Origin of the sequence: Streptomyces sp. NPDC051018 (assembly GCF_044456085.1) — a bacterium.
Lineage (GTDB): Bacteria > Actinomycetota > Actinomycetes > Streptomycetales > Streptomycetaceae > Streptomyces.
In genome coordinates, this window is sequence record NZ_JBITFN010000004.1 from 335,675 (window position 1) to 352,948 (window position 17,274).

The 17,274-nt window shown below is 71.9% G+C and carries 13 protein-coding genes and 1 pseudogene; 2 read left to right on the top strand and 12 right to left on the bottom strand.

From position 1 onward, the window contains the following. Window positions 1–28 precede the first annotated feature (28 nt). Window positions 29–934 carry a serine hydrolase gene (locus tag ACIBCM_RS10230; protein ID WP_399241545.1) on the bottom strand — a complete coding sequence of 302 codons (906 nt, stop codon included), beginning with the start codon at window positions 932–934 and terminating at the stop codon, window positions 29–31. Continuing rightward, window positions 931–1,842 carry a LysR family transcriptional regulator gene (locus ACIBCM_RS10235; RefSeq protein WP_399241546.1) on the bottom strand — a complete coding sequence of 304 codons (912 nt, stop codon included), beginning with the start codon at window positions 1,840–1,842 and terminating at the stop codon, window positions 931–933. The genes ACIBCM_RS10230 and ACIBCM_RS10235 overlap by 4 nt, the downstream gene beginning before the upstream one ends. A gap of 169 nt (window positions 1,843–2,011) precedes the next feature. Between ACIBCM_RS10235 and bla the strand changes: the two genes are divergently transcribed. Continuing rightward, window positions 2,012–2,968 carry a class A beta-lactamase gene (gene bla, locus ACIBCM_RS10240; protein ID WP_399241547.1) on the top strand — a complete coding sequence of 319 codons (957 nt, stop codon included), beginning with the start codon at window positions 2,012–2,014 and terminating at the stop codon, window positions 2,966–2,968. A gap of 162 nt (window positions 2,969–3,130) precedes the next feature. Here the strand turns inward: bla and ACIBCM_RS10245 are convergent, their stop codons facing one another. From ACIBCM_RS10245 to ACIBCM_RS10290, 10 genes and pseudogenes are all read right to left on the bottom strand, one after another. After that, window positions 3,131–4,060, bottom strand: a complete 930-nt coding sequence (locus tag ACIBCM_RS10245) for a serine hydrolase domain-containing protein (protein WP_399241548.1) — start codon at window positions 4,058–4,060, stop codon at window positions 3,131–3,133. 671 nt (window positions 4,061–4,731) lie between these two features. Continuing rightward, window positions 4,732–6,330 (bottom strand): class I adenylate-forming enzyme family protein, encoded by a 1,599-nt coding sequence (locus tag ACIBCM_RS10250; protein ID WP_399241549.1) that lies wholly within the window; start codon window positions 6,328–6,330, stop codon window positions 4,732–4,734. Then, window positions 6,327–7,343, bottom strand: a complete 1,017-nt coding sequence (locus tag ACIBCM_RS10255) for a crotonase/enoyl-CoA hydratase family protein (RefSeq protein ID WP_399241550.1) — start codon at window positions 7,341–7,343, stop codon at window positions 6,327–6,329. Before ACIBCM_RS10255 ends, ACIBCM_RS10250 begins: the two co-directional genes overlap by 4 nt. After that, window positions 7,340–7,957: a TetR/AcrR family transcriptional regulator gene (locus ACIBCM_RS10260; RefSeq protein ID WP_399241551.1), complete on the bottom strand. Its 618-nt coding sequence runs from the start codon at window positions 7,955–7,957 to the stop codon at window positions 7,340–7,342. The genes ACIBCM_RS10255 and ACIBCM_RS10260 overlap by 4 nt, the downstream gene beginning before the upstream one ends. Window positions 7,958–8,260: 303 nt before the next feature. After that, the gene (locus ACIBCM_RS10265; RefSeq protein ID WP_399241552.1) at window positions 8,261–9,451 is read right to left on the bottom strand and encodes a hypothetical protein; all 1,191 of its coding nucleotides are present in this window, start codon (window positions 9,449–9,451) and stop codon (window positions 8,261–8,263) included. A 589-nt stretch (window positions 9,452–10,040) separates the two neighbouring features. Beyond that, window positions 10,041–11,288: a sugar ABC transporter permease gene (locus ACIBCM_RS10270; protein WP_399241553.1), complete on the bottom strand. Its 1,248-nt coding sequence runs from the start codon at window positions 11,286–11,288 to the stop codon at window positions 10,041–10,043. 223 nt (window positions 11,289–11,511) lie between these two features. Next, a pseudogene (locus ACIBCM_RS10275) lies at window positions 11,512–12,303 on the bottom strand (ATP-binding cassette domain-containing protein); the annotation flags it as partial. A 273-nt stretch (window positions 12,304–12,576) separates the two neighbouring features. Continuing rightward, window positions 12,577–13,656 carry a substrate-binding domain-containing protein gene (locus tag ACIBCM_RS10280; protein ID WP_399241555.1) on the bottom strand — a complete coding sequence of 360 codons (1,080 nt, stop codon included), beginning with the start codon at window positions 13,654–13,656 and terminating at the stop codon, window positions 12,577–12,579. 228 nt (window positions 13,657–13,884) lie between these two features. Beyond that, window positions 13,885–15,378: an FGGY family carbohydrate kinase gene (locus tag ACIBCM_RS10285; protein WP_399241556.1), complete on the bottom strand. Its 1,494-nt coding sequence runs from the start codon at window positions 15,376–15,378 to the stop codon at window positions 13,885–13,887. Window positions 15,379–15,426: 48 nt separating this feature from the next. Next, the gene (locus tag ACIBCM_RS10290; RefSeq protein ID WP_399241557.1) at window positions 15,427–16,482 is read right to left on the bottom strand and encodes a 2-hydroxyacid dehydrogenase; all 1,056 of its coding nucleotides are present in this window, start codon (window positions 16,480–16,482) and stop codon (window positions 15,427–15,429) included. A 139-nt stretch (window positions 16,483–16,621) separates the two neighbouring features. Here ACIBCM_RS10290 and ACIBCM_RS10295 point away from each other — a divergent pair, with 139 nt between their 5' ends. Beyond that, window positions 16,622–17,272 (top strand): histidine phosphatase family protein, encoded by a 651-nt coding sequence (locus ACIBCM_RS10295; protein ID WP_399241558.1) that lies wholly within the window; start codon window positions 16,622–16,624, stop codon window positions 17,270–17,272. The last annotated feature ends 2 nt before the right edge of the window (window positions 17,273–17,274 follow it).

Here is a 17,274-nt window from a genome sequence, read left to right on the forward strand (position 1 = left end):
GCTAGCCGGCGGGGATACGCCGGCCCCGTCAGCCGAGCTGCCGCAGATGGTCACGGAGCCGGCGGGCGACCTGGGCCATGAGGGCTTCCGCGCCGGGCTGGCTGGTGGCCGGTACGAGTGACTCGGTCAGGACGGCGACGGCGAACACCTGGCCGTCGGAGTGCTCGACTACCCCGACCTCGTGGCGGAGGTTGAGGAGGGTGCCGGTCTTGGAGGACCAGGTGGTGGCGTCGGAGCTGAAGTCCGGGGTGAGCCGGTGCCGGAGCAGATTGTGGGCCATGAGCTCTCGTACGCACCCGGCCACGTCGGGGTGGATCGCCGAGGGGGTCCACAGGGCCTGGAGCAGGTCGGCGAAGGCGCGTGCGCTGCCGGTGTTGGCACGGGTGGTGTCGAGCTGCGGTACCCGGTGGCCGCGCCCGCTGGTGCCGGCGTCGATGGCGAGGGCGTGCGCGAGATGGGCCTGGTCGGCGTCGAACCGTTCCACGGGGGTGTCGGACAGTTCGCGCATACGGTGCCGGACGGTGATGCCGCGGACGCCGAGCCGCTGGAGGACGGCGGCGACCTCGGCGGGCGGGGTGAGGTCGAAGAGGACGTCGGCGGCCGTTCCGTCACTGACGCAGGTGCTCAGATAGAGCAGGTCCTCGATCGCGATCCGGACGGGGTGGCGGAACCGGCTCAGCCCGGTGGGGCCGGGTGTGGTGATCCGCCCGGGCCGTACGTCGAGCATCGTCGCTCCGTCGAGCTCGCCCCTGTGGATGCGTTCCGCCGTCGCGAGCGCGAGGGGGACCTTGACCAGGGAGGCGGAGGGCAGTTGGGTGTCCGGTTCGATGCCCAGTTCCTCTCCCGTGTGCAGATCCCGTACGAGCAGGCTGCCGCGCAGACCGCCGTCGCTCAGCTCCCCGCGCAGCTCGTGCAGCAGGGCCTCGGTACTCACACCGTCCCTTTCCCGGGACCGGCACCGGGACCGGCCCCGGTGCCCGCGCCGAGGCAGCGGGCGATCGCCTCGCCCAGTCGAGCCGCGAGATGGCGGGGGTTGCCGTCTGCGGCGGCGCCGAGGGCGAACCCGCGGCCGAGCGCGATCCCGCCGACGGGCCGCCAGTCCAGGGCGAGTTCCCCGGCCTGGGCCGGGGAGCACAGCAACAGATCGCCGGTGCTGATGACTTCCGCCGCGGCGGTCGTCAGATCGGGCGCGGAGACCAGCTGTGAGGGCCGCAGACCGACCGCGTCGCGCAGCCGGGTCAGCGGGTCACGGATGTGCGGTACGTCGTCCTCCGGCTGGATCCAGACGCGGCGGGCGGGGCCGGAGGAGGCCCGTCCGATCCGCAGCGTTTCGAGGTACACCCGCTGCACACCGGGATCGTGAGCCCCGGCCAGTCCGAGCGGTACGGACCACTCCGCCTCGTCCGCGGGGACCGCGAGCAGGGCGGCACGTACCTGCTGGGCGTGGACGAGCTCCCTGCGCCGCGCGGGTGCCGCGACCCGGAGGTCGAGCGTGATCCCGTGCCCTCGTGCCTCGGCGACCAGCCGGGCGAGGGTGGCGGTGGAGCAGATGCCGGGCACCGCGAGCCGCCACGGCTTGCGTTTGACCGCCTCCGCCTCGTGCAGCAGCACATCGGCAGCCTGGACGAGCTGTCGGGCCGCGGGCAGCATGTCCCGGCCGAAGGGGGTGAGGACGGCCCGCCGCGACGTGCGCTCGAACAACGGCTCACCGAAGCGTTCCTCCAGGGCCGCGACCCGGCGGCTGGCCACCGACTGGGACATACGGGCGGCGGCCGCTCCGACGGTGAAGCCCCCGTGCTCGCTGACGCTGACGAACGCGCGACTCGCTCCTACAAGATCCACGGCCCGCACTCTATGCCAATTCGGCATGGAACCGCGCGTGAGCGTATTGGACCGCATGGCCGCCCGGGAGCGAGGGTGGTCCCGGCGCTGATCGCCGGCGCCGGGAGGGGGCCCTGCCGTTCCCTCCCCTGCGCGCCCCGGGGTGCGGGGCGCCCCGGAGGTTCGGATCATGCAACTCACCCGCGCGAGGCGCGCCGTTCTCGGTGCGGCGCTCGCCACGCTCGTTCTCGTCCCGCTGACGGCCTGTGGGCAGGACGAGTCCGCACGCTCGCCCGGCCCGACCGCCGAGGCGACCCGTCCGGTCACGGCGTCGGCGGGGCCGGGTGCGGCCGGAGCCGTGAAGCCGCTCGCCGACCGGTTCAAGGCGCTGGAGCGGAAGTTCGACGCGCGGCTGGGCGTCTACGCCCTCGACACCGGCACCGGGCGCGAAGTGGCGTACAACGACCGCGAGCGGTTTCCCCACCTCTCCACCTTCAAGGCGCTGGCCGCCGGCGCCGTGCTGGAGAAGTACACCCTGGGCGGGATGGACAAGGTGATCAAGTACTCCAGGGAGGATCTGGTCCCGCACTCCCCGGTGACGGAGAAGCACGTCGGCACCGGTATGAGCCTGCGCGCGCTGTGCGATGCCACCGTCCGCTACAGCGACAACGCGGCCGTCAATCTGCTGCTCGAAGAGCTCGGCGGACCCAAGGCCCTGGACGCCGCGCTGGAGAAACTCGGTGACGACACCACCAGGATGGAGCGGACCGAGCCGGAGCTGAGCCGGTGGACCCCGGGAGACACACGGGACACCAGCACACCGCGGGCGCTGGCCGGGGATCTGCGCGCGTACGTACTCGGGGACGTCCTCGGCAAGGCCGAACGCGCCCAGCTCACGACGTGGTTGCGGACCAACACCACCGGCGACGAGGTCATCAGGGCGGGGATGCCGAAGGGCTGGGTGGTCGGCGACAAGACGGGGACCGGCAGCAACTACGGCGCCCGCAACGACATCGCCGTGGTGTGGCCGCCCGGGTCCGCCCCCATCGTCATGGCGATTCTCACCAACCGCAGCGGCGAGGACGAGGAGTACGACAACAAGCTGATCGCGGAAGCGGCGTCCGTGGTGGCCGCGACACTGTCGTAGCGGAAGGCGTACACCGGGCACGGGCGGGCGGTTGCCGGGACAGACGTACGGGTGGCGGTCCGTGGGCCGTGGACGGGGCGGGCGGTCCGGGTGACACCGCGCGGGCGGCGCGACGCACGCTCAAGCGGCCCGGAGGTGAACCGAGTGATGTCCGTTCCGGCTTCACGTCCTCGGCTTGATCTCGACCGCCCGGGACGGTGGCGGGGCTCCGTGGCTTGATGCCGTTCGGAGCCGTCCTGGACTCCGCTCCGCCCATCGCCCGTCAGAGAGAGGTCCGGCCATGTCGGACGACAGCCCGGAGCCCGCACCTCCCGCCACATGGGGTTCCCACATGACCTCCGGCTCCCGCAGCGGCCCGTCGGACAGATGCGCCAGCCCGAAGCGGACCACATCGGACGCCCGTGCGCAGATCAGCCCGGCGGGCCCGGCGGAGCGCATCAGGCCCCACTCCGGGGAGACGGCGCCGCCCTCCAGATGACCGATGGCGGCGCTGTGGCGGAGGGCTTCCTCCGGGAGGGTCACGGTGTGGGTGAGGCCCAGCGGCTCGATGATCTGCTCACGCAGGGCCGTGTCCCAGGACGTGCCGGTCAGCCGCTCGACGGCCGGACCCAGAAGAGAGAAGCCGGAGTTGCAGTACGACTGGGTCGCACCGAGGGGGTGGATCGCGGTCAGCTTCCGGTACGCCTCGGCATACTTCTCCAGACAGTCGTCACCGCGCCCGGTGTCGAGGAAGAGATCACCGTCGATACCGGAGGTGTGGGTGAGCAGATGCCGGAAGGTGACCGTCTTCGTCAGCTCGGGGTCGACGACCTTGAAGTCCGGGACGATCTCGGCGAACGGGGTGTCGAGGGTGAACCTGCCCTCCTCCACCAGCATCAGGAGCTGGGTGGCGGTCCACACCTTGGTGACCGAGCCGATCTGGAAGAGCGAGTCGGTGCGGACGGGCGCGCCGGTGTCGTTGTTGAGCACGCCGGTGGCGAACTCGTGCATCGCGCCGTCGTGGAAGAAGGCCAGGCTCGCGCCCGGCGTGTCGTGTTGGGCCGCCACTGCGCTGAGGAAGCCGTTCCAGCGCGCGGGCTCGACTGCGGTCATGGAAACCGTCCTTGGTCGTCGGCTGAGCGTGGAATCAGCGTAGGGAGCGCCTTCCACCGCGACCTTGGCCGGGACGACGAACCCGTCATCCCTGTTCGGTGCCCCTCGACGAACCTGTCGTCCACCGCTTCGGCGTCCGTCGGGCCCGGCGGAATCCACCGGTTCGGCGACCGCCTGCGCCGGGCGGGCGCAGGAACTCCGGAACGCCGGAGCTACGGGATCCGGCGGGCGACCGAACCTCGGAGCCAGGGGATCCGGCGGGAGGGGGATCTCCGGGTCCCCGGGGCGACCGGCCCTGTAGCCCGCCCGATCCGGTGCCTTGCGGACGGGACCTGTGCGAACAGCCGCCCGGCCGCGTACCCGCCCGCGCCTCGCGGCCGGACGGGCGGGACCGGTCGACGGCGCGTGCCACACCGGGGCACCGCACGCGCCCGGCGTGGCCCGCGCCCCGCCGGGCGTATCGCACGCACTCGGTGACCCCGCCCGCCCGGCACCGTCGACCCCTGTACGCGGGCGGGGCGCCGGACTCCGTACGCTGCCGGGCGCCGGACTCGGTACGAGGTGCCGGAACTCTGCACTCCGTACGGGCCGGGGCGCCCCCCTACACCCCCGCGCCCCGGCGGGAGCCCGGCGGCCGGGCGCCCGCCGGAGACCACTCGCCGGCTACCGGCTCAGGGCAGGCGCGGCAGATCCGCGAGCCGGTCGCGGAGGAGGAACTTCTGGATCTTGCCCATGGCATTGGCCGGGACGGCCTCCGCGAGATACCAGTGGCGCGGGGTCTTGTGGGGAGCCAGGCCCGCGCGCAGATACTCGTGCAGTTCGGCCGCCGTCGGCGGCCGTTCCGGATCCGCGGGGGTGACCACCGCGGCGACCTGTTCGCCCCACCCGTCGTCCGGCACCCCGAGCACCACGGCCGCGCGGACGGCGGGATGACGGAGCAGGGCCGTCTCGATCTCGGCGGGGTAGATGTTCTCCCCGCCCCGGATGATCATGTCCTTGAGGCGGCCGGTGACGGTCAGATAGCCGCGCTCGTCCATCGTGCCCAGATCGCCCGTGTGCAGCCAGCCGTCACCGTCGACGGCCGCGGCGGTGGCGTCGGGCTGCTCGTGGTACCCGAGCATCACCTGGTAGCCGCGGGCGCAGATCTCGCCGGGCACCCCGGCCGGCACGATGTCCCCGCTCGCCGGGTCGATCACCTTCATCTCGGCCTGCCACAGCGGCTGCCCGGTCGTGGTGGTCTTGTCGGCGATCGTGTCGTCCGGGCTGGTCTGCGCGACGATCGGGCTCAGTTCGGTCTGCCCGTACACCGTGGAGAACCGGGCCCCGAACCGCCGTTCGGCCTCGGTGACCATGGGGGCGGGAACGCTGTCACCGCCGGACATGATGCGTTCGCAGGCCGACAGGTCGTAGCTGTCGAACTCCGGGTGGGCCAGCAGTCCGCCGAGCATGGCGGGCACCCCGCCGAAGGTGTCGGCGCGCCAGTGCCGCATCGCGGAGAGGATCAGACCGGGCTCGTAGAACGGCGGCAGCACGAGGGTGCCGCGCCGCTGCGCCGCGCCCAGGACCGTCAGCCCGCATCCGGCGGTGTGGAACAGCGGCAGCGCGCTCACCCACACCCCGCCCTCGGGGAAGCCGACCCGGGCGGCGACGAAGTCGGCGTTGGTGACCAGTCCCCGGTGGTGCAGCACCGCGCCCTTCGGCGCCCCGGTGGTTCCGGAGGTGTACTGGATCTGTGCCGCACTGCCCGGTGCGACCTCCGGCAGGGGCCGGAGGGGGGTGTCTCCCAGCCCGTCGTACCACCCGGTGAAGCCGACGCGCTCCCGCAGGGCGGGCAGTCCGGGGGCGATGCGGTCCACGACCGCGGCCATGTCCGTGCCCCGGAAGGACTCCAGATACACGACCCCGGCCGCGCCGGACTGCCGGAGCAGATGCGCCAGCTCCGCCTCGCGCAGAGCCGGATTGGCGGTGACCAGGACGATGCCGGCCAGGCCCGCCCCGTACTGGAGCAGCACCCACTCGGGCAGGTTCGGCGACCATACGGCCACGCGCTCACCCGAGGAGAAACGTTCCAGCAGCCAGGCGGCGGCGCGTTCGGCGTCCCGCAGCAGAGCGGCGTAGGTCCACTGCCGTCCCGTCTCGCCCGGCGGGACGAACTCCGCCAGCGCGACGGTGTCCGGTGCGGCGGCCGCCGCGTCCCGCAGCACACCGCCGCAGGTGTTCTCCAGGACCGGGCGGCCGGTGTCGGCGGGCCGGTACGAGAGCGCGGTCATCGGTTCTCCCCCTTCGCTCCGGCGGATCCGGCGGCCGGGCTACCCGCGGCCGGGCCACCGGCGGCCGGAGCGGCCACGCCGCCGGGCGCGCCGGGATGTTCACCGCCGGGACCTGCCGTGCCCGGGGCCGTGCTCGTACCTGCCGCACCCGGAGCCCCGGCGCGCAGTTCGCCGGCGGTCGGGGCCGGGCCGCCGCCCTCGGGAATCCACCGGCCCGAATCCCGCCACCGCACCGCCTCGTGGAACCCGTGGGTGGCGGCGAACTCCTGGAACCAGCGTCCCTCGGGGGAGTGCCGGGTGATCCCGTCGAACAGCGTCGCCAGGAGCTGCGTACCGTGCAGCCCCATGTTGTCGTACGCCTGGTTGATCATGAGCTTCTGCATGGCGAGCTGGTTCACGGGTACCCCCGCCATCCGGTCGGCGAGCGCCTCGACCCGGGCGTCCAGCTCGCCGGGCGGCGCGGACTCCAGCACCAGCCCCCACTCGGCGGCCTGCGCGCCGTCGATGGTGTCACCGGTCAGCAGCATCCGCTTGGCCCGCTCGGCGCCCAGGCGGTACACCCACATCGCGGTGGTCGGACAGCCCCACACCCGCGCGGGCATGTACCCGATCCGGGCGTCCTCGGCCATCACCACCAGATCGCAGGAGAGCGCGATGTCACTGCCGCCCGCGACCGCGTACCCGTGCACCTTGGCGATGGTCGGCTTCAGCGAGCGCCACAGCGAGAAGTAGTCGTCGGTGTTGCGCTTCATCGACCGGTAGTCCTTGATCGGATCCCAGATCCCGTCCTGGGTGCCGACGCCCTCCTCGGCGTAGTCCTTGAGGTCGTAGCCCGAGCAGAACGCCCGGCCCGCGCCCTGGAGCACGATCACATGCACGGCCGGGTCGTCGTTCGCCCGGTCGACCGCCGCCGACAGATCACGCGCCAGCTCGAAGGTGATGGCGTTCAGCCGTTCCGGCCGGTTCAGCGTGATGTACGCCTTGCGGTCGCGGGTCTCGTACAGGATGGTCATGCGGGTCCTCCGGAGGGGTCGTACGGGGGCGGGGCGTCCAGGATCGTCCGGGCGACGGCGGCCCACTGCTCCAGCAGGGCCTCGTCGTCCCGGTCGCGGTACAGGGCGTCCGAGATGGCCAGCCCGCGCAGCAACTGCACGGTCAGCTCCGCCACGAGCGGATAGCCGGGGGCCGCGGCGATCTCCGGCCCGAGGAGATCCCCGATGACCCGGTACAGATCGCGTCTGGCCGCGCCCTCGGCCCGCCGCAGCACGGTGCGCAGCTCCCGGTCCGAACGGGCCGCGGCCCACAGCTCCAGTTCCGCGCCGAACGCGGGCCGGGCGTTGGAGGCCCGCAGTACCCGAAGGGCCCGCGACAGCGGGTCCGTCCCGGGCGGGGTCTCGGCCAGCAGTTCCCACACCGCGGCCTCGTTCCGGGCGACCAGCTCGGTGATGGCCGCGCCGAACAACTCGTGCCGTGAGGGGAAGTGGTGCAGCAGGGCGCCCCTGCTGACCCCGGCCCGCCGCTGCACCTCAAGCGTGGTGCTGGCCGCGTAACCGGCCTCGATCAGCGACTCCACGGCCGCTTCCACGATCCTGCGGCGCGTGGCCTCCCGCTGGTCCTCCCGTGGCATGGCCCACCTCCTTGACAGTCAGGGCTGACTGTCAAGCGACGATGTCACAGTCAGCCCTGACTGTGAAGTCTTCGCGAAGGGAAATTCCGCAGGCGGGCCGGGGACCGACCGGGGCCGACGGCGGATGGAACCGGACGGAATCCGCACAGGCACGGGAGGGGACCCTTGCCGTGCATCCGTACGGGGCACACGCACCGGGCCGTACATACGGGGCCGACGCACGAGGAGCGGGCCCCCCGGTCCCGGCCGGAGGGCCCGCTCCTGATCACCACGCCCAGCCACGGACGCGGCCCCGGCGGCCCGTCAGTCCGACGGCAGCGGCGCGAACGGGTTCGGGGTCCCGCCCGTCCAGCGGTGCAGCACCGCGCGGCCGGTCTGCAGCGTGACCCCGCCGGACGGGACGGTGCCCGCCTCGGCGACGTAGTGGCGCCCGTCGTCGAGCGAGACCAGCCCGTACTGCCCGGCCGACTCGTACCCGTACACGCCCGATCCTCCGTGGTGCAGCCCCTGGGGCAGCAGGGAGAGGAGCCGGCCGTACTCCTTCTCCTTCTGTCCGACGACCTCACCCGTGCGGGGGCGCTTCGAGCCGTCGACGACGAAGAGGGAGTAGTTGGGGAACGCCGTCTTCTTGCCCTTGTACACGGCCATCAGCCAGTTGCCGCTGCGGGCGTCGTACTCCAGATTCTGCACGCCGTAGGTGGTGTTGCCGGTGTACGCGAAGAACTTGCCGGCGGGCGACGCCGGGCCGCTGGTGTGCGGGGCGCTCTCGACGAGCGGCTTCTCGTACTTCTTCCAGGACCGCACGTCGTACTGGAGCAGCACCTGGTGGTCGTTGTCCGTGCGGGTGGTGTTGGAGTAGACGCCGTACGCGACGGTGAGCCGGTCGCCGCCCCGGCGGTCGAAGGAGGGCCCGAAGGCGACACCGTCGATGCCGCTGCAACCGTAGCGGTGGTCGGGGGTGTTGCCGGTGTTGCCGTCGAAGCGGCCGTCGCCGTTCATATCGGCCGTGTAGTCCTTGACGACTTCCCTGAGATGGACGGTGGAGACCACCCCGGTCGACTGCGCGTCCATGTTCATCCGGGTGATGCGGTCCCCGTCGAAGATGGCTATGTAGAAGGCCTGCGCGGCCTTGTACTCGAGGGAGCCGTACACCCGGCCGTCACTTCTGTTGAAGTCGAGGTCCCCGAGGTGCCCGGTGAATCCGGTGACGGAGCCGAGCGGCTTGCCCTGAAGGTCGGTCTTCACCAGGAGGTTGGTGAAGGAGAAGTACATATGGCCCTTGCGGCGGTCCAGGGCCATGCCCTGGAGATGCCCGGACTGCCAGGCCCCTCCGTCGACGGCCGCCGGCAGCGCGGGCGGCCGGTGCCGGGCCGGTTCCCAGGTGTCGTCGGACGGGGTGCCGGCCTGTGCCGTGCCCCCGCCCGCCAGGACCGCCGCCACGACGACGGTGGACGTGAGCAGTGCCTTGAGCCGGGCGCGTGTGTGCCTGTGCATGGGTGCCTCCGAGATCCTGATCCGGTTCTGCGGTTCCTGTGCTGCGGTTCCTGAGCCGTGGTTCTGAGCCGTGGTTCCTGGGCTGCCGGTCCGAGTTCGGGTACGGGGTACGGCTGTTGCGGGTGGGACCGTGAGCGGGGGGGCGGTACGAGATTTCACGGCCGACGTCACAAGGGCGTGCACGGGGGTTCAGCGCGAGGTGAACGGGATACGTCGCGGGCGCGACGGCGCCCCCGGATGAACGGGCATGGCCCGTCGGCCCGGTGACCCGGCGTCAGTGACCGCGTCTCAGTGGCGGGTGTCCGTGGCCGGTGTCAGTGGCGGGTCTACGTGACCGGGCGGCGGGTTCGGCGCGCCCGGGAGAGGGGGCGGGCACGGTCGCGGGAAGGCGTACGGCTTCGGGGCCGGCCCTCAGAGCGAGAGGCGGGAGGTGAGGGGTTCGGCGCCTGACGTACGCCAGTGCGGTTGCGCGGGAGAGCCGGCGCCGGACCCGGGACCGGTCCCCCGTGTGACCGGTTCCGGGGGCCGGCCCCGGCATCGCCCTCCCGGTGCGGTTCGCACACCCCACCGGGAGCCGTGGAATCGTGGTTCAGGCCCGCCCGTGGGCGACCCTGGACCGCCGTGCCACCGAGTCCAGCGCCACCGCGAGCAGAAGCACCCCGCCGGTGACCATGAAGCGGTACGCGGAGTCGAGGTTCAGCAGGGTGAGCCCGCTGGAGATCGACTGGATGACCAGCACACCGAGCAGCGCCGCGAACGCGCTGCCCCGGCCGCCGAACAGACTCGTACCGCCGATGACCGCCGCCGCGATGGCGTTCAGATTGACGTCCCCGCCACCGCTGCTCTGGTTGGCCGCCGCGAGCCGGGAGGCCGCCAGGATCCCGCCGACGGCGGCGAGGGTGGAGCACAGGACGAACGCGGCGGTGAACACCGCCTTGACGTTGATACCCGCGCGCCGGGCGGCCTCGACATTGCCGCCGACCGCGTACATCGACTTGCCGAACTTCGTGCGCGAGAGCACATAGTGCAGGACGAGCACCAGCGCGAGGAAGAACACGAACATCCAGCCCACGCCCCGGTCGCGGTTGAGGTACCAGACCGCGATCCCGAGCCCCGCCAGGAGGGCGAGGCTACGGCCCACCAGCATCCGCTCCGAGGTGGCGGGCAGCCCGGCCCGCCGCCGCTCCGCCGCCCGGGTGTGCCCCGTCGCGTACAGCGCCGCCGCGCCGAGTGCGACCAGGGTGTACGCCAGCCATGGCGGGAGGAAGTCCAGCTGGGCGAAGGTCACCAGACCCGAGTCGAAGGGGAGGTTGATCGAGCCCTTGGAACCGAGGATCCACAGCTGGACGCCGAGGAAGCCGAGCAGCCCGGCGAGGGTGATGACAAAGCTCGGCACGCCGAGCCGGTTGTACACCTGGGCGTAGAACCAGCCGATCAGACAGGCCAGCAGCACGGCCGCGAGGACGGCGACCCAGGCGGGCAGTCCCCGGTCGACGAAGAGCACCGCGAGGACGGCCGCGCTCAGTCCGCTGACCGAGCCGACCGACAGATCGATCTGCCCGACGAGCAGCACACAGACGATGCCCAGGGCGATGATGCCGACCGGAACGCTCTCCATCGCCAGATTGGTGAGGTTGGCGCTGGAGAGGAAGATCGGGTTGAGGATCTGCATCACGGTCCAGATCACGACGAGCCCGGCGATCACGGGCAGGATCCCGAGATCACCCCCGCGCAGCCGGTCCGAGATCGCCGTCAGGCCGCTCCGTCCGCCGTCGGGGCCCGCCGGCGCGGGCGGGGCCTTCTTGGTGAGATCGGGCTTCGTGGCCAGTTCAGACATGATCGGTACCCCTGTCGGTGACAGCTGTCGTGACGCCCGGCCCGCTCGTGGCGGGCCCACCGGAGTCCGGCGGATCCGGTACGGCGGACCCGGGCTCGGCCCCGGAACCGGCGGCGGAACCGGATCCGGGCGCGGCCTCGGGACCGGACGCGGTGCCAGTCCCGGAACCGGAATCCGAGCCGGAGCCGGCCCCCGTCCCGGACGCGGACCCGGAGCCCGTTCCGTTCCGCCCGGCGCGGCGGCTGACGACGTTGTCCGTGGCGCCCGTGATCGCCGCCACCAGATCCGAAGCGGTCGCCTCGGCCGCGTCGAACACCCCGTTGTTGCGGCCGAGGCGGAGCACGACCACGGTGTCGGCGACGGCCTTCACATCGGCCATGTTGTGGCTGACCATGATGACTCCGAGCCCCCGCTCCCGGAGCCGCTCGATCAGATTGAGCACCTCGGCCGTCTGCGCCACCCCGAGAGCCGCCGTGGGCTCGTCGAGAATGATCACCTTCGGGTCGCCGAGCAGTGACCGCGCGATGGCGACCGTCTGCCGCTGACCGCCGGACAGGGCCGCCACCGGGAGGCGGACCGAGGGGATCTTCGCCGACAACTCGCCCAGGAGCGCGCGCGAACGCACCTCCATGGCCACCTCGTCGAGGCGCAGTCCCCGCAGCTCACGGCCGAGGAAGAGGTTCTCCACCACATTCAGGTTCTCGCACAGGGCGAGATCCTGGAACACGGTCGCGATGCCGAGCTGCTGGGCGGCGGCGGGGGAGGGGACGGTGACGGTCCGTGAGGCGAAGCTGATGGACCCGGAGTCCGGAGCGTGTACCCCGGACAGAACCTTGACCAGGGTGGACTTCCCCGCGCCGTTGTCACCCACCAGGGCGACGACCTGGCCGGCGGCGACGTCGAGGGCGACATCCGTGAGCGCGGCGACCGCGCCGAAGGACTTGCTGATCCCGCGCAGAGAGAGCAGCGAGTCCCCTCGCCCCGGCTGAGGTGACGGGAAGGACGGAGTGGACATGAGGGACCTTCGAGGCAGGGGACGGAGATTCGTACGGCCCGCCGTACGGCGGGGAGGGCGGCGGAAGCGCCGAGGGCGCGGGGCGGACTTTGTGCGGACTGTTGCGAGGGCCGGTGGAGGCCGGCCGGGCCCGGGGGGACCCGCGGCCATCGGCGTGGAGCACGGGTGGGCCGGACCGGGCCGGAGGGCCCTCACCCGGCGCCGCGCCCGGCACGATGACGGCGTGGTGACCGGACGGCTCCTCCAGGGCGGGGGAGCCGTCCGCGCCTCCGCCTACTTGATGCCGACTGTGGTGCAGGCGGCCCTGTACTTCGCGGTGCACACCTCCGCGGTCTTGAGGGGCTTTCCGTCACCCACCAGCACCTCGGCGATGTTCCCCGACGTCACCACCGTCGGAGTGAAGAGTTCCGAAGGAGTGTCGAAGAGGGTCGCGTTCCCCTTGGGCTTCTTGCCCTCCGCGAACGCGAATGCCGCCACGGCCGCCGATTCCGCGACGGTCTTGATGGGCTTCGAGATGGTGTTGTACTGATCGCCGCTGATGATCCGCTGTGCGGCGGCGAGTTCCGCGTCGTTCCCGGTCACCGGCGGCACCTTGGCGCCGGCGGCCTTGAACGCCGCGATGGAACCGCCGCCCGTACCGTCATTGGCCGCCACCACTCCGGCGATCTCTCCGGGGAATTTTCTGATCTGACCGCCCACCCATTCCTGGGCCTTGCTGGGCTCCCACGCGGGAGTGTCGTATTCGGCCAGGAGATCGAATCCACTGGAATCGACGGAGGAGTGGATGCCCTTCTTGATCAGACCGGCCGCCGCGTCCGTCGGGGAGCCGTTGACCTGGAGGATGCCCCCCTTCGCCTTGCTCGCCTTGAGATGGTCCACCAGCGACTTGCCGATCATGCTGCCGATCTTCTCGTTGTCGAACGACACGTAGTAGTCGGCCTTGGCCGCGGGAATCGGGCGGTCGTACGCGATGACCTTGACACCGCGCGACTGCGCCGTGCGGACGGTGGTCGCCGCGGCGGCGGAGTCCACCGGGTCGATCACGATCACCTTGGCACCCTGGGCGAGGGCCGAGTTCGCCTGCTGCTGCTGCTTCGACGCGTCACCGCCGGCGTTCTGGTAGAGGACGGAACACCCGTCGCAGAGTTCCTTCATCTTGGCCTTGAAGAGGGGCGCGTCGTACAACTCGTAACGCGTCGACGCGAGATCGGGCATCAGAAAGGCGATCTTCGCGTTCTCGGCGGAGCCGCCGCCCGAGCCGTTGGACGACTCATTCGTCGAACAGGCTGTGGCGGAAACGAGTACGGCCGTCGCTGATGCGGCTACGGCAAGCGTTCTGCGAGAGAGCTTCACTTGGGTTCTCCTTGGAGTTCCGCCCTGGGCGAGGGTGGGCGGTCGACTGGTGGAGCGACTGTCACCAGATGCGATGCGAAAGGTCGTTCCGTAGCCGGTCGATCCTGATTCCGCGCGGCAAACGTAACATCGATCACGTTAGTACTGTCAACACTTCTGTCAGAATTAACGTCGGCCATGTCGGATACGGTCCGGACACGGAGGTGCGGAAGCGTGGAAACGCCTCCCTCACCTGGCGTTGTGCGAGGATTCCGGGTGCCCGGGGAGGCGTGTGACATCGCCCCACCGGGAGCGTGCACGGGCCAGCTCCGAGCGGTAGCGCCCGTATCCGTCCTCGTGGAGGGCATGCACATCGGGGCGGGGATCGACCGTGTGATGAGGCCCCGGCCCCTCGGGAGCCGCGAGGTTGAGCGAGGCCCTGGCGACCGCCGCCACACCCAGCGCGCCCACCTGCTCCTCCAGGGGGATACGGACCGGCCGGCCCAGGATGTCGGCGATCAGCTGGGCCCACATCACCGAGCGGGTGCCACCGCCGCCCAGCGCGAGGGTGCCGCTCAGCCCGGCGGTGTCCAGACAGTGCCGGGCCGCGTATCCGATGGCCTCGCACATCGCCCGGACCGCGTCCGCCCGGCCGGTGCCCAGGGACAGCCCGTCCAGCCGCCCGGACGCGGCCGGTTCGACGAACGGCGCCCGTTCGCCCGCCTCGGAGAGGAAGGGGAAGGCGGTGACCCCCCGCGCCCCCGGCGGGCTCTCGGCCAGCAGGGCGTCCAACTCGTCCGTGGTCGCGCCGACCAGCCCCAGCACCCACTCCAGGGCCGCCGTCCCCACCATGGCGGGCATCGCGCGCAGCCACTGCCCGGGGTCGGGGGTGCACAGCCACATCCCGGCGGGTTCGGCACGCGGATCGATCTCCACGCGATCGGTCAGCACCTGACTGGCCAGTGTGGTCCCGAGGATCAGCAGACCGTCCCCCGGCTCCCGTACTCCGGCGCCGATCGCACAGGCCGGAAGGTCGTACGGGCCCGCCACCAGCGGCAACCCCTCGGGCAGGCCCAGCAGTCCGGCCCCCAGCCGGTCCAGGGCGAGCACCGTGCCGGGTGCGGCGGGCGCCGGCAGCAGCCGTGCCTGGTCACCGACCCCGCACGCGGCGAGTGCCTCCGGCGCATAGGTACGGGTGACGGGATCGAGGAACGGAAGCGTGGCGTCCGAGGCGTCCAGACAGACCTCACCGGTGAACCGCTGGGCGACGGCGTCGACGCAGTAGCCCGCCACGGCCGCCCGGTCCAGCGATTCCGGCTCGTGCTCACGCAACCAGGCGAGCAGAGGCCCATGGCAGCCGGGGAACATTCCGGATCCGGTGTACGCGTACGCCTTCTGGATCGTGCCGTCCATCAGCCAGCGCGTCACCAGATCCGAGGCGCGGGCGTCCATCCAGGAGATCGCCGGACGCACGGAGCGGCCGTCGGAGTCCCGCAGCCACAGACCGTCGCCCTGGCCGGTGAGCGCCACCGCGTCCGGGGTGTCCGGGAGCGCCGAGGTGATCTCGCGGACCACCTCCGCGACACTGGCCACGACATCGTCGAGGTCCTGCTCCACCCGTCCGCCGGGCAGTCTGTCCAGGCGCGAGCGCCGGGACGCCGAGGCCAGCGCGGCCCCCGTCCCGTCGAACGCCACGGCCTTGGTGACCGATGTCCCCACGTCAACGCCGATGATGGTGCCCACGACTGGTTCCTTCCCTGTTCCCCGCGGGCCGTCCGGGCCGCGGTCCGTTCATGGCCGTCCGGCCAGCAGGACGTCCGGGTTCGCCGGATGGGCGAGTGCCTCACCCCGGACGAACCGGCCGACCTCGGCGGCGGTGATCGACGCGGCCCGGTGCGCGGTTTCCCTGGTAGCGCCAGCCAGATGGGGCGTGGTGATCACGTTCGGCACGTCCCGCAGCGCCCAGTCGTCGGGGATCGGCTCCACGTCGTACACATCGAGCGCGAGCGCGCCGAGCCGGCCGCTCCTGAGCAGCTCCGGCAGCGGGGCGTGGTCCAGCAGGCCGCCCCGGGCGGAGTTGACGAGCACCGCGCCGTGCGGCAGCAGGGCCAGCCGGCGGGCGTCGAGCAGATGACGGGTCTCGGGGGTGAGCCGGGCGTGCAGGCTCACCACGCTGCTCCGGCGCAGCAGGTCGTCCACCCCGACGGGCCGGACCCCGTCGGCGACCGCCGCGGCCGGATCCGTATAGGGGTCGGCCACCAGCACCTCGGCGCCGAACGCGAGCAGGACCCGGGCCACGATCCGGCCGATGGCCCCGTACCCGATCAGACCGACCGTGGCACCGCTGAGTTCGATGCCGCCCTCCTCGTACGCGTACAGATCGCCGCGCCAGACACCGCGCTTGAGGTCCGCGTCGGAGGAGTTGATACGCCGCATCGCGGCGAGCATCAGGCCCACCGCGAACTCGGCGGCGGCGGGGGCGTTGCGCCCGGGGGCGAAACTCACCGCCACCCCGTGGCGGGTGGCGGCGTCCAGGTCCACATTGACCGGCCCGCCCCGGGAGACGGCGACCATACGGAGTTCGGGGGAGGAGGCGAAGACCCGCTCGGTGAACGGCGCCATCTGCGTCACACAGACCGAGGCTCCGGACAGGGCGTCGATGAGCTGGTCCTCCGTACCGCTCGCCTCCCGTACCCCGGCGACGGGACCGAAGGGCTCATGCGGCCACGGCAGGGTGAGTTCGGCGAAGTCGGGGGACTCCCGTCCGGTGTGCGCCAGCTCCCGGTCCAGGGCGGCGCGCAGCAGTTCGGGACGGACGAAGTGATCGCCTGCGGCGAGGATGCGCATGAAGACTGAGTCCTTCTGCGGGGAGGCCGACAGAGCCAGGACCCCTGGTACTCCAGGGGTTTCGGCTGAGGAATGTCTGTTAAATTTAACAGCGAGAACGTGAAGGAGCAATGTTCTTCACAGAGAAAGGGGGTCCTCCATGACCGCTCGCCTCCTGCTCGTACGGCACGGCGAGACCGAGTGGCACGCGGAGAACCGGTACGCCGGTGTCTCGGACGTCGCCCTGACCGACAAGGGCCGCGCCCAGGCCGCCGCCCTCGCCTCCTGGGCCGCCGGCTCGGGCGTGGACGCGATCGTCTGCTCCCCGCTGAGCCGTGCCCGGCTGACGGCCGGTCCGGCGGCGAAGACCCTCGGACTGGAGCCGGAGGTCGTCGAGGAACTGCGGGAGGTGGACTTCGGCTGGGGCGAGGGCCGCACCATCGAGGAGATGGACCGCGAGGACCCCGATGCCGTACGGCGCTTCCGCGAGGACGCCGAGGCCGGCGCGTTCCCCGGCTCCGAGCCGCCCTCCGCCGCGGCGGTCCGGGCGAGCGGGGCGCTGCGCTCCCTGGCCCGGCGCCACCAGGGGCATCGCGTCCTGGTCGTCGCCCACAACACCCTGCTGCGCATCGCCCTGTGCGAACTGCTCGGCCTGCCCGTCGGACGCTACCGGCGGATCTTCCCCCGACTCGACAACGGCGCGGTCACCGAGATCGAGATCTCCGGCGACGACACGGCGCTGCGCGCGCTCAACGTTCCCGCGCACCCCGTTCCCGCCCCCGCGCCCGCCGCCCACCATGCGGGAAACTGAGC